16 protein-coding genes and 1 tRNA gene are annotated in these 14,584 nt (G+C 54.7%); 2 read left to right on the top strand and 15 right to left on the bottom strand.

Annotated features, from left to right (window positions below):
• Positions 1-18: 18 nt before the first annotated feature.
• The 10 genes from GRI39_RS01105 to GRI39_RS01065 all read right to left on the bottom strand — a co-directional run bounded on the left by GRI39_RS01105 (position 19) and on the right by GRI39_RS01065 (position 8,201).
• Complete coding sequence (locus GRI39_RS01105) at positions 19-1,938, bottom strand: potassium transporter Kup (protein WP_160737859.1); 1,920 nt, start codon at positions 1,936-1,938, stop codon at positions 19-21.
• Positions 1,939-2,029: 91 nt separating this feature from the next.
• Entirely contained in the window at positions 2,030-2,683 is a 654-nt protein-coding gene (locus tag GRI39_RS01100) for a tetratricopeptide repeat protein (RefSeq protein ID WP_160737858.1), read from the bottom strand.
• Positions 2,680-3,111 (bottom strand): cytochrome c-type biogenesis protein, encoded by a 432-nt coding sequence (locus GRI39_RS01095; RefSeq protein WP_160737857.1) that lies wholly within the window; start codon positions 3,109-3,111, stop codon positions 2,680-2,682. Before GRI39_RS01095 ends, GRI39_RS01100 begins: the two co-directional genes overlap by 4 nt.
• A complete protein-coding gene (locus tag GRI39_RS01090; protein WP_160737856.1) occupies positions 3,108-3,644 on the bottom strand; it encodes a DsbE family thiol:disulfide interchange protein in 537 nt (178 codons plus the stop codon). The genes GRI39_RS01095 and GRI39_RS01090 overlap by 4 nt, the downstream gene beginning before the upstream one ends.
• The gene (locus GRI39_RS01085) at positions 3,641-5,587 is read right to left on the bottom strand and encodes a heme lyase CcmF/NrfE family subunit (RefSeq protein ID WP_160737855.1); all 1,947 of its coding nucleotides are present in this window, start codon (positions 5,585-5,587) and stop codon (positions 3,641-3,643) included. The genes GRI39_RS01090 and GRI39_RS01085 overlap by 4 nt, the downstream gene beginning before the upstream one ends.
• Positions 5,584-6,033: a cytochrome c maturation protein CcmE gene (gene ccmE, locus GRI39_RS01080; protein WP_160738556.1), complete on the bottom strand. Its 450-nt coding sequence runs from the start codon at positions 6,031-6,033 to the stop codon at positions 5,584-5,586. The genes GRI39_RS01085 and ccmE overlap by 4 nt, the downstream gene beginning before the upstream one ends.
• 5 nt (positions 6,034-6,038) lie before the next feature.
• Complete coding sequence (locus GRI39_RS14360; RefSeq protein ID WP_170324272.1) at positions 6,039-6,179, bottom strand: hypothetical protein; 141 nt, start codon at positions 6,177-6,179, stop codon at positions 6,039-6,041.
• Between the two features lie 9 nt (positions 6,180-6,188).
• Complete coding sequence (ccmC, locus tag GRI39_RS01075; protein ID WP_160737854.1) at positions 6,189-6,908, bottom strand: heme ABC transporter permease CcmC; 720 nt, start codon at positions 6,906-6,908, stop codon at positions 6,189-6,191.
• Between the two features lie 102 nt (positions 6,909-7,010).
• Positions 7,011-8,075: a Glu/Leu/Phe/Val family dehydrogenase gene (locus tag GRI39_RS01070; protein ID WP_160737853.1), complete on the bottom strand. Its 1,065-nt coding sequence runs from the start codon at positions 8,073-8,075 to the stop codon at positions 7,011-7,013.
• 49 nt (positions 8,076-8,124) lie between these two features.
• A tRNA-His gene (locus tag GRI39_RS01065) sits at positions 8,125-8,201 on the bottom strand.
• A gap of 202 nt (positions 8,202-8,403) precedes the next feature.
• Between GRI39_RS01065 and GRI39_RS01060 the strand changes: the two genes are divergently transcribed.
• Positions 8,404-9,036, top strand: a complete 633-nt coding sequence (locus GRI39_RS01060) for a prolyl hydroxylase family protein (RefSeq protein ID WP_160737852.1) — start codon at positions 8,404-8,406, stop codon at positions 9,034-9,036.
• A 34-nt stretch (positions 9,037-9,070) separates the two neighbouring features.
• On the opposite strand, the gene GRI39_RS01055 is transcribed toward GRI39_RS01060, so the two are convergent.
• Positions 9,071-9,739, bottom strand: a complete 669-nt coding sequence (locus tag GRI39_RS01055; RefSeq protein WP_160737851.1) for a PAS domain-containing protein — start codon at positions 9,737-9,739, stop codon at positions 9,071-9,073.
• 244 nt (positions 9,740-9,983) lie between these two features.
• Between GRI39_RS01055 and GRI39_RS01050 the strand changes: the two genes are divergently transcribed.
• Entirely contained in the window at positions 9,984-10,229 is a 246-nt protein-coding gene (locus GRI39_RS01050; RefSeq protein ID WP_160737850.1) for a hypothetical protein, read from the top strand.
• 109 nt (positions 10,230-10,338) lie between these two features.
• Here GRI39_RS01050 and rpmE read toward each other — a convergent pair whose 3' ends face one another.
• The 4 genes from rpmE to bamA all read right to left on the bottom strand — a co-directional run bounded on the left by rpmE (position 10,339) and on the right by bamA (position 14,532).
• Positions 10,339-10,566, bottom strand: coding sequence for a 50S ribosomal protein L31 (gene rpmE / locus GRI39_RS01045; protein ID WP_160737849.1), 228 nt, complete (start codon positions 10,564-10,566; stop codon positions 10,339-10,341).
• Positions 10,567-10,664: 98 nt separating this feature from the next.
• The gene (gene fabZ / locus GRI39_RS01040) at positions 10,665-11,135 is read right to left on the bottom strand and encodes a 3-hydroxyacyl-ACP dehydratase FabZ (RefSeq protein WP_160737848.1); all 471 of its coding nucleotides are present in this window, start codon (positions 11,133-11,135) and stop codon (positions 10,665-10,667) included.
• Positions 11,136-11,182: 47 nt separating this feature from the next.
• Positions 11,183-11,863: an OmpH/Skp family outer membrane protein gene (locus GRI39_RS01035; RefSeq protein ID WP_160737847.1), complete on the bottom strand. Its 681-nt coding sequence runs from the start codon at positions 11,861-11,863 to the stop codon at positions 11,183-11,185.
• On the bottom strand, positions 11,863-14,532 hold the full coding sequence (gene bamA / locus GRI39_RS01030) for an outer membrane protein assembly factor BamA (RefSeq protein ID WP_160737846.1): 2,670 nt from the start codon (positions 14,530-14,532) through the stop codon (positions 11,863-11,865). The genes GRI39_RS01035 and bamA overlap by 1 nt, the downstream gene beginning before the upstream one ends.
• Between the last annotated feature and the right edge of the window lie 52 nt (positions 14,533-14,584).

Raw genomic sequence — 14,584 nt, 5'->3', positions numbered from 1 at the left:
GCATAGCGCCCCCACCCGTTAAATAGCGATCTGACTGCCCAGTTCGACCACGCGGTTGGTGGGCAGGCGGAAGAAGTCCATCGGCGTTGCCGCATTGCGCATCATCCAGGCGAACAGCTTTTCACGCCAGATCATCATGCCCGGTTTTTCTGCCGCCAGAAGCGTCTGGCGAGACAGGAAGAAGCTGGTGTTCATCATGTCAAACGGCTCGCCACACATATCAATCTGCGTCAGGGCTGCCGGAATATCGGTTTCTTCCATAAAGCCATAGCGCAGGATGACGCGATAGAAGCCATCGCCATAATCCTTCACTTCCACCCGGTCCTGCTCATCAACATAGGGAATATCGCCGATAGAAACGGTGAGCACGACCACGCGCTCATGAAGAACCTTGTTGTGCTTGATGTTGTGCAGCAGCGCAGACGGCGTGCCACTCGATCCGGAGTTCATAAAGATCGCCGTGCCGGGAACGCGTGCAGTGCTGTTACGGCCTGACTTGGCAAAGATGTCGAGCGGAAGACCAACTTCCGCCATCCTTGCACGCATCAGCTTACGGCCCTTGGCCCATGTTGTCAGCAAGGTGAAGGCAATCGCACCGATCAGGAGAGGGAACCAGCCGCCATCAGGCACCTTCGTGAAGTTCGCCGCGAAGTACGCTCCATCAACAATGAAGAACACCAGCATAACCGGAATCGCGTACCACCAGCGCCATTTCCACACCGCCATCAGCAGAACTGCCATCAAGCAGGTGTCGATCAACATCGCACCGGTCACGGCGATACCATATGCCGAAGCGAGGTTGGACGAATTGCGGAAGAACAGCACAAGAATGATCACCGCGATCATCAACAGCCAGTTGACGAGCGGAATATAGATCTGCCCCTGCTCCGTCTCACTGGTGTGCAGGATCGACAGACGCGGAACGAAGCCGAGCTGAATGGCCTGGTGGGTGATCGAATAGGCACCCGTAATCACCGCCTGGCTGGCAATGAAGGTCGCAGCAGTCGCCAGGAAAACCAGCGGCAAGCGTAACGCTTCAGGAGCAAGAAAGAAGAACGGGCTTTGAATGGCCTCAGCCGCCCCGGCATCGCCGAGGCTGAGGATCATCGCACCTTGCCCGAAATAGTTCAGGAGCAGACACGGCATCACAAAACCGAACCATGAAAGACGCAAAGGGCCACGACCAAAATGGCCCATATCTGCATAAAGCGCTTCTGACCCGGTGACAGCGAGCACAACGGAACCCAACGCCAGAAAGCCAAGCATCTTATCCGTCATGAAGAATTGCACGGCATACCAGGGGTTCAGAGCAAACAGCACTTCCGGCATTTGGACGATATGCACGATGCCGAGAATGGCCAGCGTCACGAAATAAATCACCATGATAGGCGCAAATAAGGTGCTGATCCGCGCCGTACCGCGCTTCTGGAGGATAAACAGCAGCACCAGCAACACCAGCGCAATTGGAATGACCAACGGTGCCAACCGGGATTCAACCACAGTCAGGCCTTCGACAGCGGACAAAACCGAAACGGCCGGGGTAATCATGGAATCGCCGTAAAACAGCGCCGTAGCAAAAACGCCTAACATCACCGTCAGCCAGCCATAGCTCGACTTCTTGATGTAGCGCGAAATCATCGCAACAAGGGCAAGTGTCCCGCCCTGCCCCTTATTATCCGCGCGCATCAAAATGGCGACATACTGAATCGAAACGACAAGCGTCATCGACCAAAAAATCAGGCTCACAACCCCGAGGATGTGAAGATCATCCAGAGCCAGCGGGTGAGGTCCGACAAAGGTCTCTCGGAAGGCGTAAAGCGGGCTGGTCCCGATATCGCCAAACACAATACCAACAGCCGCAGCCGCCATCTTCACCTTGGCAGATGGAGTGCGCCCGGCCTCATCGCCGTGCCCAGAAGGTTCGATATCGTTACTCATCGGGAAGAAAAGCCCCCTCTTGCAACCATATGCAAGACACACGCGCTTAGCAGCGTGTTCATGCATGGGCAACATATTGCGGTGCAGCACATTACTCTGTGTTACCCTCTGGCATTGCAGCCAGACGGTTCAGCAGCTCATCTAGACGATCAAGCCGCTGCTGCAACTCGTTTCGCCACCAAGTATTTTTTGGTGAATTTTCAACGGCCTGAGCCCAAATCTTACGACCTTCAATGAGCTTACCCTGTCGTAAATATGTCGCGCCGACAAAGAATGCCGGGGCCAGACTCGCCGGATCGGCCTGAGTCGCACGGTTAAAACTGAACAATGCAGCCGGTGTCATCGTTCCATCTGCCTGCTCAACCAGCGCATTTCCGAGCCCAACCCAGCCTTCGACATTCTTCGGATCTTGCTGAACCAGTCGCCCAAGAACAGCCGCTGCATTGGCAAATTGCCCTTTGCGCATAAAGGCATCAGAAACGAGCATCAGGCTGTTTTGAGATAGACGGTCCTCGCCTAGAACTTCCTTGCGCGCCTGAACCAGAGCCCATCCGTCACCGGGTGCAACAGGGTGATAGGCTGAAGGTGCACCCACTTCATCGGGATGCCCTTGAAAAGCGTAGCCAGCAAGGCCCAGCGTCAGTGCCGCAAGCACTGCGCTCCACACTATGCGCGGCAGGCGGAAAAGCAGCACCATTGCGACAAAAGCTGCAAGCGCGAGTCCAATGGCAAAGACCCAGCTCATTGTGAATCCTTTCCTGAGCGCCGCCCGATCCGTCGCCAGACGATTAGCCCTGCCCCTAGAAAGAGCAGCACAGGCACTGCAAATAGCGGCCAGGTATCGTTACTCATCCGTGGGGTATAGCTGATATAATCGCCATACCGTTCCATCAGCCACTGGCGAATATGCTCCGGGCTTTCCCCGGCGGCGATACGAGTGCGAACCTGATGACGCATATCGCCCGCCATGGGCGCATCGCTATCAGCGATGGACTGGCTCTGGCACGTCAGGCAGCGCAGGCTTTCCATCAATTCTTCGGCTTCATGTTCCTGCTGAGGATCATCAAGCTGGCGATAGGCATAGGGTGCCGGCGGAAGGCTGTCCTGCGCAAGAGCCACCTGACCATATCCCAATGTTGCAAGAACAATAACGAAGATGCTGAGGCGTTTCATTGCCCTGCCTCACGTAGCTTCTGCAACAATACCGGCACATCTCGATCCTGAATATCACCGATATGCTGGTATCGAATGATGCCCTTGCCATCGACCACAAAGCTCTCAGGCACACCAGAGGAGCCTATTGCAAGCTGCACTGCAGAGAGATTGTCCGCGCCAATTCTGCTGTAGGGATTGCCATAAAGCTGAAGGAACTGGCTGGCATCCGCTGGCTTATCACGAATGGCGACCCCAACAATATTCACACCTTGCGCTTCAAGCGCAGCCAGTTGCGGCGCTTCTGCGGCACATGGCACGCACCAGCTGGCAAAAATGTTGAGAAGTTTGGGCTTCCCATCGGCAAGGTCTGCACTGGAAAGACCCGGACGATCCGGCACAATCGCATCCAGCTTGAACTGCGGGACAGGCTTGCCAATCATCTGGCTTCTGACGAGATCATCTTTAGGCTTGGAAAGCTGCGTGGCGAAAAGCGCCAGCACCCCTAATGCAACGGCTACGATCAGCCACAAGCCAATGCGAAAGCCTTTCATTGGACATAACCTTCGTGCCGCTGTTCAATACGCCTTTGCGCATGACGACGACGCAGATCGACCGACACCCTTCCCATCAAGGCGAGCAGGCCACCCAAGGCAATCATGATGCCGCCATACCAGATGAAAGTGACAAAGGGCTTCCACCACAGGCGCAATTGCCAGCGGCCATCCTCAGCCTCATTGCCAATCACTGCATAAAGCTGCCCATTCCAGCGGGTTAGCAGCGCGGATTCGCTTGTCTGCTGCGGTGGTGCCCAAAAGGTCCGCGATTGCGGAGCGATGCGCTGTGCGGGTTCATCGCGATAGGATGCCGCCATCCTGCCTTCAAGCGCGGTCCAGTTTGGCCCTGCTACCGGATCAACCGATTCCAGCGTGATGGTCCAGGGGCCAACCTTGGCCACATCACCGGGACTGGCGGCGACCAATGTCTGCTGCGTAAAGGCTGAATCGGCTGACATGCCGAACAGAGCCACGGCAATGCCCAGATGGGCTATGACCATTCCCCAGACAGCCAGTGGCAAACGACGAAGCGACCGGCCTTTCAGTGGCAGGACACTGCCCACAGCAACCATCAATGAAAGCACAATGCCAATAAAGGGCAGCAATTCGATTCCGCCGAGCGAAAAGGCGACAATAATCCCCACAAGCCCGGCCAGAATCACCGCAATGATCGGTTTCTCGATCCGGCCCAGACTATCTCGCCGCCACCGCAGCATCGGGCCGACCGCCAGCACGATCAGCATGGGTACCGCAAAGATGGCGCTCACCGGGTTAAAATAGGGCGGGCCAACCGAAACCCGAATGCCGAATGCTTCGGTCAGCAAAGGGTAGAGCGTGCCGAGCAGCACAATGCCGAGGATGGCGGACAGCGCGACATTGTTGATGACCAGAGCGCCTTCACGGCTTACAGCCCTGAACTGTTGCCCTTCGGATATCGTGTTGGCCCTCAAGGCAAAAAGCACCAAAGCGGCGCCAATATTGAGGACCAGAAGTGCCAGAATGAAGCTGCCTCTTTCTGGGTCCACAGCAAAGGCATGAACACTGGTCAAAATGCCAGAGCGCACAAGGAACGTGCCCATCATCGACATGGAAAAGGCAATCACGCCCAGCATGATCGTCCATGTCCGCAAAGCATCGCGCGAGGCGAGAACACTAGCGGAATGGAGCAAAGCCGTTGCTGCCAACCACGGCATCAGCGAAGCATTTTCAACCGGGTCCCAGAACCACCAACCACCCCAGCCAAGCTCATAATAAGCCCAATAGCTCCCTGCAGTGATGCCCAATGTCAGAAATATCCATGCACCCAATATCCAAGGCCGCATCACGCGAGCAAATTCGGGTGTAACATTGCGGGTCAGCAGCGCCCCCACGGCAAAACTGAACGCGACAGACAGGCCAACATAACCCAGATAAAGTGTCGGTGGATGGAAAGCTAAACCGATATCCTGCAACAGGGGGTTGAGCCCCATGCCTTGTTCAGCAGGTGGAGAAAGCCGTTCAAACGGGTTTGAACTGAACAGAAGGAAGGCATAAAAGCCCAGACCAACGAAGGCCTGCGCGCCAAGCGTTGCCAACATAGTGCGTTCTGGAAGGCGCTTTTCGATCAATGCGATCAACCCGCCCGCCAATGCCATCACGGTGACCCAAAGCAACATGGAACCTTCATGGTTGCCCCAGGTGGCAGCCACTTTGAAGATCATCGGTTTGGCAGAATGTGAATTCATCGCCACCAGAAGAACCGACAAATCCGTTCGGGCAAACAGCAATAGCAGGCTGCCAAAGGCCGCCGCGCAAAGGACCGCCTGAATCACAGCCGCCGGACGGACCAGTAATGCCAGATTCTGCCCCTTCTCGGTGAGAGACAAACATCCGCTCAGCAATTGCAAGGCTGCCAGTGCGGCAGCCAGCCATAAAGCCGCAAGGCCAAATTCTGCAATCATTGCGATGTTTCCGACACGACCGCTTTGGCCTGCGCGCCTGACATATCTTTCAATTCACGCGGAACATAATTTTCATCATGCTTGGCGAGGAGGTTATCAGCCACGAAAGTGCCATCTTTCCCCATCCTGCCTTCTGCCACGACACCTGACCCTTCGACGAAGAGGCTGGGCACGATCCCGGCATAGACCACCGGCACATTGGCCTTGCCATCGCCAACCATGAAATGAATCGTGACACCATCCGGGTCCGTTTTTATCGAACCTGCCTGCACCATTCCGCCAAGGCGCACTGCACGGTCTGCCTCTGGCGGATGCGCGACAATCTCGCTCGGGACATAGAAATAGCTGGCCTGATTGCGCAAAGCCCATGCGGCGAGCAAGCCAGCACCGATGAGCGCAATCAACGCGATTACCAGCAGCACCAGCCGTTGATGTTTGGGCTTTATCGCACTCACTTGCGGCGCGCCTTCTCACGCCGCTTTTCAGCGCGGCGCATGGATATCCAGCTCCACCCGACCATTCCCAGCGTGCCGATAATTCCTACCGCATAGGCTGCGGCCACGAAGTGCCATTGATCGAGAGCCTCGCGCATGGCTATCCTTTATGCTGCCAGAGCTTTGCGCCGCAAGCGCGCTTCGGTCTGGATGTCTGCCAGGATCATCCGCATCCGTGCAAGCACCACGCCGCCGAAGATAAAGGAAAATCCCACAGCGGCGATCAGCAGCGGCCAGAGAAAAGCCGGATCAATCGCTGATTTACCCAAGGTGATGCTGGGTGGCTGATGAAGCGAATTCCACCACACGACAGAACGGTTGATAATGGGAATATTGATCGCCCCGACAATGCCGAAAATTGCCGGAATACGGCTTGATGCCCCTTCCCGGTTCACGGCGCCTGCCAGCGCGATATAGCCAAAATAGAGAAACAACAGAATCAGCATGGAAGTCAGCCGCCCATCCCATACCCACCATGTTCCCCATGTCGGGCGCCCCCAGATAGAGCCGGTGATCAGACAGATGGCTGTGAACACCGCCCCCGGAACCGCCGCAGCGCGTGCCGCAATCGTTGCCAGAGGATGCCGCCAGACCAGTTCGACAATGCTGGCCACGGCAATGGTGGTCCAGCCGCCCATTCCCAGCCATGCAGCGGGCACATGGATGTAAAGAATGCGGACCGTTTCACCCATCAGCCGGTCAGCCGGTGCGTAAAGCAGCCCATAGGCCAAAGCGCCCCCGGCCATCACCAGGCCGATCACCAGACACATTGGTGTCAGCCATGTGGCAAGACTCAAAAACCGCTTTGGATTCGCAAAAATATGCATTGTCGACCATCGCTCTCCGCGGCCTCTTTGGCAGGGCCGCCCCCCTCCTGCAAGAGAGGAACCGGTGAGCCTGGCTGACGCTACACAGCTCTTGGCTTATTTTTAGCCGCGGCCGATCAGTTTCTGCGCCATCTTGTCGGCCACAATATCAGATGAAAGCCCGGTGGTGTCGCTTTCGCGCCAGATCTGCTGAAGGCGAACTGGAATCTGTTCGATCCGTTCACGCACTTCATCAATATCACAGGGTTTGCCCTGTTGGCGTGCCAGATATTCCAGCGCCACGTCGATAATGCCGCCAGCATTGATGACATAGTCAGGAGCATAGAGAATGCCGCGTTCAGCCAGCATCGCACCATGTTCTGCCCGCTTGAGCTGGTTGTTGGCACCACCCGCCACGATCGGTGTCGCGAGCCGGGCAATGCTGTCATCATCGAGAATTGCGCCCAATGCGTTGGGACTGAGAACATCACATTCCACGCTCAGAATGTCACTTGTGGAAACAGCCTCCCCGTCCAGATCACTAGCGAGCCTTTTGGCGCGATCCGTATCGATATCAGCCAGCGTTAAACGCGCGCCTTCACTGGCAAGCAAACGCGCCACGCCGCTGCCGACATTGCCGCAACCCTGCAGAGCGACATGCACGCCGTCCAGTTCATCCTTGCCCAGCCGATGCGACACCGCCGCCTTGATGCCGAGGAAAATCCCCATGGCCGTGTAAGGGCTAGGATCACCGCCCGCATCGCCTTCTGCAGCAGGCAAGCCGCAAACATGGCGCGTGCGTTCGGAAATGGTCACCATATCCTGCACCGATGCGCCGACATCCTCTGCTGTCACATAAGCGCCGCCGAGTGCTTCCACGGCATCGCCATAAGCACGGAGCATTTCAGGTGTTTTGGTGCCCTTCTCATCAAGCAGCATCACAGCCTTGCCGCCACCCATGGGCAGCCCAGCCATGGCATTCTTGTAGCTCATGCCCCGGCTCAGGCGGAGCGCATCGCGCATACCGGCTTCGGCCTTGGGATAATGCCAGAAGCGCGTACCGCCTGCGGCTGGTCCCAGATGGGTGGAATGGATAGCAATAATGGCCGACAGACCGGATGCGCGATCATGCACGAACTCAATCCGTTCGTGCTCGTCAAAATCAGCTTCGGTCCAGAAAGCGGTCATCTTGTGCGTACTCCAAAAGGGTATCCAGCGCGACAAGATCAGAGGAAAGTGGGGCGACTAACGGGGCTCGAACCCGTGACCTCCGGTACCACAAACCGGCGCTCTAACCAACTGAGCTATAGTCGCCACATCGACCTGACATACTTGCCACAAGGCGCGCTGTCAGGCTTCATTGCCGCTCGGTCAAGAGCCGATTGGCTTGGGAACGCGCCTCTTGCACAAGAAGTGCAAATTGAAAAGCAAAAAGTCGCTAAAATCGAAATTCGGCAAGATTATTTCGTGACCCTGTTTCGCTTGAATTGCCCAATGACCCGATTATCACCCCTTTATGACGAATCCCGGTGAAACTTCGGCAGAGATTCTCCTGAAACAGGATGGGGTGCGGCGAGTCCCCTCCCCAAGGATCGAACTCTTCTTTCAACCTCATTTCCTGTCAGACGAATTATGCGATTCGTTGATAGAGATGATTGATCGTGACCGGCGCCCCTCGACCATCGCTGATCCCAATGGCGATGATTATTTCAGAACCAGCGAAACATGCGACCTCGATGAAACAGATGTGAGAGTGCAAGAGCTTGAACATAAGCTCTTCTCACTCAACGCGATTGATCCCGCGCATGGCGAACCGGTTCAAGGACAACGCTACTCACTAGGGCAGGAATTCAAAGCCCATACCGATTATTTTGAACCCAATGGCGAGGATTTCCACCGCTTTTGCTCGGTTGCCGGACAGAGAACATGGACCTTCATGGTCTATCTCAACAATGTGGAAGCCGGTGGTGGCACGCGCTTCAAGGTTATCAAGAAGACCTTCCAGCCTGAACGCGGCATGTTAGTGTGCTGGAACAACCACCGCCCCGATGGCACTCTCAACCCGGCGACGCTTCATCATGCAATGAAGATTCGCAAAGGTCTGAAATATGTCATCACCAAATGGTACCGGGAAAAGCCCTGGGGGTGAGGCAGTCAAAAGCTGAGTTGTACAACGCTGCCCCTCACACCGGCGAAGCTTCGCTGAGATGCATTGCATCCTCAGAAACACCGGTCACCACTCCACGCTCTCCGATCAGGATTAACCCGGCGGCCTGAAACGCGTCGAGAATACGAATAATATTGCTGCGCCTTGCAGATACATGGGAATGATCGCTCTCCAGACGGCGAATAGTAGAGCGTGAAATTCCCGCTTCCTCTGCCAACCTCTCAGCCGACCAATTGAGCATCGCCCGCGCCGCACGAAGCGCTGCTGGGCGAATATCTTCAAAATTATCGCCAATCATGTCTTTGGTGTTGAAGCGGTTCGAGCCGGCAATAGCGAGAATCGCACCAACCCAATGGATAATTCGGCCATCTTCATTGAACACTGGTTCGGCACGGGCATTGAACCAGCGATAAATTCCATCAGTGCAGCGAATACGGTAATCGGTATTATATGATGTGCCATGTGTAATCGCCGTTTGCCATGCAGCCTCTGCCCTTGCCGCATCATCTTTGTGCAAAGCGCCGATCCAGCCAAGCCCGCGTATTTCCTCACGGGTCTGTCCGGTTAATTTGGTCCATTCATCGATATCTATCGAATATCCTGAGGCCGAAACCAGAAATGTGACACGCGCTATTCCCCTCAAAAAGCGGACAAGACAATCATCGGAAATATCGTTCCAACTCATGGAAACCTCAAAAATTATTCGTGCAACCGCCATAGCGTAAAAAGAACCAAAAGCATCCATTTTTTCAAAAAAAGCACCATGATGGATCATAATGCTCCGTTGACAGATAAAAAATGCACCATTATGAATTTTTTAGACGCTAAAAAATGTCATAAAGACACAAAGCGTAACCAGATGCTCAGCCATTTGGGTCGTATGAGAAGCCTGGATTTAAGAAGATTGTCTTCAATCCAGGCTTCAATTGATGGGATTGGAATCGTTTTTGAGCCAGTCAGAGAATGATTTTGAGCATCGGCTCAGGAATCTCGAGCAAGAAAATCAGATTTTGCAACGTTGGCTCGCACGAGCGGTTGAAAGTTTGCAGAGCGCTATAGAAACGTCTCCTGAAGAAGAGCGTCTAGCGCAAATCGAAGCATTGCACGCTTCCTTGCTCAGCCTTCAAGATGCAACCAACGCAAAGCACGGCCATCAGCCCAGCTCTGAAAAATGAATGCGAGGGGCTTTCACAGATTGCCCACTGTCACTTCATCACTTTACATCGCGCAATAAAAAAGGGCGGCCCGCGAAGGCCGCCCTTTTGGAACGTATGAAGTCCTGACTCACTTCTTCTTGAGCGAAAGACCACCAAAACGCTTGTTGAACTGTGCCACGCGGCCACCTTCCTGAAGGCGCTGCGTACCGCCCGTCCAAGCCGGGTGGCTGGTCGGATCGATTTCGAGCGTCATCGTGTCGTTTTCGCTGCCCCATGTGGAGCGCGTCTGGAATTCGGTGCCATCGGTCATCTTGACCGTGATCATGTGGTAATCGGGGTGTAAATCAGCCTTCATGGCATATGCTCCGTCTGGATGCGCCGGTACCGACCGGCTGCTTCGGATAGTTCAAGAAAGCGCGGCACTTAAACGCGCCGCGCCTGTTTGGCAAGTCTTCAGCCTTCAGCCGGCGGATCGGCAATCATTGCCGTGAATTCTACTTCACAGGTGACCTTATCGCCAATGCTGGCCTTGCCCCAGAATTTGCAGACCCGTGCCCGCTTCTGGACAAAGCCAACCCGCAAGTCGAGCAGGCAGCCCGGTTCCACAGGATTGCGGAACTTGGCTCCATCAATCGCCATGAAATAAACAAGCTTGCCAGAGCCAGCCAATTCCAACGTTTCAATCGCCAGAATGGCTGCGGACTGCGCCAAGGCTTCAATCTGCAACACACCCGGCATGATAGGGCGACCAGGGAAATGACCCTGAAAGAATTGTTCATTGAAACTCACCGCCTTGATGGCGTGAATTTCCTTGTCCACTTCCAGACTCTGCACCCGGTCCACAAGAAGCAGCGGATAACGATGCGGCAAGGCCTGAAGGATCTTGCCAATATCGTAGGCGGGTGCCCCCGTGTTTTCACTCATGCCCATATCTTTCTATTCGATTCTCGGCAGCGCTTGCACAGCAGGCCCTAGCGGCCTGTTGTCGCTGCCGGTTGCTGAGCCTGCGCCTGTTGCTGCGCGGCTTGCTGTTGAGCCTGCTGTTCGCGCATCTGGCGTGGCAACCAACCCTGTGGCGGCACAACCTGAACGCTTGGCAGCAGCGTGTTGAGTTCATTCACCGAATCCTGCGTAATGTTATAAGCAGCTTCGGCATAAGCAACGGAACCGTTCGTCGCATCGAGAATGAGGGTCATCTTACGCTTCTTCGCGGCGGCCTGCACAGCGTCCATCAACTTATCATTGATCTGCTCTTCAATATAAGCCTGCGACAGCGAGTAAGGTGCCAGAATCTGCTGCAACTCGCGCTGTCCAGCCTGCTCACGCTGCTGAATCTGTGCAGCCTGCTGCTGCAAGGCCTGCTGATTCGCATTGGCTGCCTGACTGTCTGCCTGAAGCTTCTTGATCAACGGGTCCAGTTCAGCCTGAATCTGATCACGGCGCTGCGTGGCTTGCTGAATCTGAGCCTGGTAAGTGGTCTGGCGCTGCTGCTGAGCCGCTTTGAAAGCAGCCGAATTGACCACAACGGCATCAGGATTGACCACACCAATACCCTGCGCGACCTGCGCGGATGCTGGAGCAACAGCAAGTGGAGCAGTCAGTGAAGCAAGCGCAATACCTGCTGCGAAAGCGGGCTTAAGAAGATTTTTCATCAGAATTGTGTCCCTACATTGAAGGAGAAGGTTTTCGTATCGTCACCTTCATATTTGAGCAGCGGATGAGAGATATTGATACGGAACGGGCCGAATGGCGAGTTCCAGTCCACACCGAAACCAATCGCAACACGTGGCTTCGCCGTATTGCCAACATAGACCTCCTTAAAGGGGCTGATTGAGCGGCCTAGCGCGGTAACGCCATCAGGCAGCGGATCGCTAGTTCCATTATTCGGGCAAACAACAACGTTCGTCTCAGTACCATTTTTCTGTTGGCACAAGGCTGCACCATCAGAATTGCGGGTCGCAATAAAATCGCCATTTGGCCGATCCACCGTATTCGGTGTGGTCAAACTGAAAACAGAACCTGCATCAAGGAAGATCGAAGGGCGAAGACCCATTTCGCGAGCGCCGGAACCAAGCGGAATTTCAAGCTCAGCGCGAGCCAGGTAATAAGCGTTACCTCCGAGCGCATCATCCGTCACAGAATTGGAATTATAATCCACCAATTGCTTATTGCCTTCGTCGTCGGTGACATAAGGCACACGCAACACTCTTGGACCAACACCGCGAATATCAAAACCACGCATTTGCGGTTCACCCAGGAAGAAGCGGTCAGTCAGCAGAACGTCATTAGCGCCCTCACCACGATCCTTCAGACCTTTGATATAACCGCCTTCACCCGTGACAGAGAAGATGAAGCCGCTACCGACGTTCCAATATTTCCCGGCATCGCCACGGATACGGGCATATTTAACATCACCGCCAAGCCCCGCAAAATCGACACTGACCGTGGCACGCTCGCCCCGTGTTGGGCGAATGCGGCTATCAAGGTTGCTGTAAATCAGGGAAGCGCCAACCATGGAAGTGGTCCGCTTACCAACGGCTTCACACAAATAACGCCCGGCCAGAAGAGGGTTACATGTCAAGTCGCCGCTATCATTGGTACTGTAAAACGTGTTCTTATCGAGCGAAATATCATCGAAGTTAAGCGTATAACGCCCAAGAGCCGAGAGATATTCTGTCAGCGGAACACCGACACGGGTCTGGAAACCAGTGGTTGAACTGGAATAGGTCGCATTGTCGTTATTGTAATAATCATTGTCATAATCGCGACGATAGATATCGATGCTCGTCGAGATGTTCTTATCAAACAGATAAGGTTCGCTGAAGCTGACCGAGGCACTGCGCGAATAGCTCGACAGATTGGCGCTGAGGCCCACTGTCTGACCACGGCCGCGGAAGTTCTTCTGGCGGATTGAACCGGAAAGAATGAAGCTTTCAAGGCTGGAAAAGCCAGCGGAAAGTGTCAGTTCACCAGTGGGCTGTTCCTGGACATTGGCCTGCAGAACAATACTGCCCGGATCATCGCCTTCAACCTGAGTGACTTCGAAATTCTGCTGGAAGTAGCCCAGCGAATTGATTCGCGCGGTAGAACGTTTCACCGCCAGTGAGTTGAAGGCATCGCCCTCAGCCACGCGGAATTCACGCCGTACAACCTTATCCTGCGTCAGCGTATTACCGTTCACGTCGATGCGCTGAACATACACACGCGGTGCCTCAGCAATCGTGAAGGTGACGCCCATCGTCAGATCTTTACGATCGCGGGAAAACTGCGGGCGGACATCAGCAAAAGCGTAGCCATAGGCACCGGCAGATTCGGTCAGGCGTTCAACCGTATCTTCCACGAGCTTTGCGTTGTACCAGTCCCCTTTGTGCATCGGCAGGCTGGATGTCAGTCGATTGCTGTCAAAATCGCGCAACTGGCTATCGACTTTCACATCGCCAAATTTGTATCGATCGCCTTCTTCAACCACATAGGTGATGATGAAGTCTTTCTTATCCGGCGTCAGTTCAGCCACAGCGGATACGACGCGAAAATCAGCGTAACCTTGCGTCAGATAAAACTGGCGCAGCTTCTGCTGATCAAAAGCCAAACGATCGGGGTCATAGCTGGTGTTGGAGCTGAAGATCTTCAGCAGCCCCGTCTCCTTGGTGACCATCTCCCCCTTCAGTTCACCTGAAGAAAAATGATCGTTCCCGATGATGTTGATCTTGCGAACCTTGGACTTGGGACCTTCGGTGATTTCGAAGATGATATCCACGCGGTTCTGGTCGAGCATGACCATCTTGGGGTCAACCGTCGCAGCAAAGCGTCCCTGCCGTTTATACAGCTCGATAATACGGGCTACATCGGCACGAACTTTGGAACGGGTAAATATCTGACGTGCAGCAAGGTGAATTTCAGGAAGGATCTTGTCATCCTTCAGCTTCTTGTTCCCTTCCAGCACAATCCGGTTGATGATCGGGTTTTCTTTCACCTCGACCACAACATTGCCATTGTCATTGCGGATGGAAAAATCTGCAAAGAGTTCTGTTGCCGAAAGGTCTTTCAGCGCCTGGTCGGCTGCCGCAGCCGTGTAGGTTCCGCCAACTCTCAGCTTGATATAGCTCAGAATCGTATCGGGTTCGAGCCGTTCAGCCCCCACCACGGTAAGCGAGCGGATCGTTTCGCCAGCAGGGTTGGCATCCGGTTTAGAAGTGGCAGTCGTATCTTCGACCTGCTCATCCTGAGCATAGGCTGCCACCGGTAAACCGGCCAGCATTGTGCATCCCATAAGGGCTACAGCGAATTGCGAGGCTGCAATGGTTTTCGCCTTACGGCTCATATTCCGTCCAATCTCTGACACGGCGTGTCTCGTTTCGCAACGTCCCGACGCT

Origin of the sequence: Altericroceibacterium indicum, from assembly GCF_009828105.1 — a bacterium.
GTDB lineage: Bacteria > Pseudomonadota > Alphaproteobacteria > Sphingomonadales > Sphingomonadaceae > Altericroceibacterium > Altericroceibacterium indicum.
The sequence above is the reverse complement of the archived record's forward strand: the minus strand, read 5'-3'. Positions and strand labels throughout refer to the sequence as shown.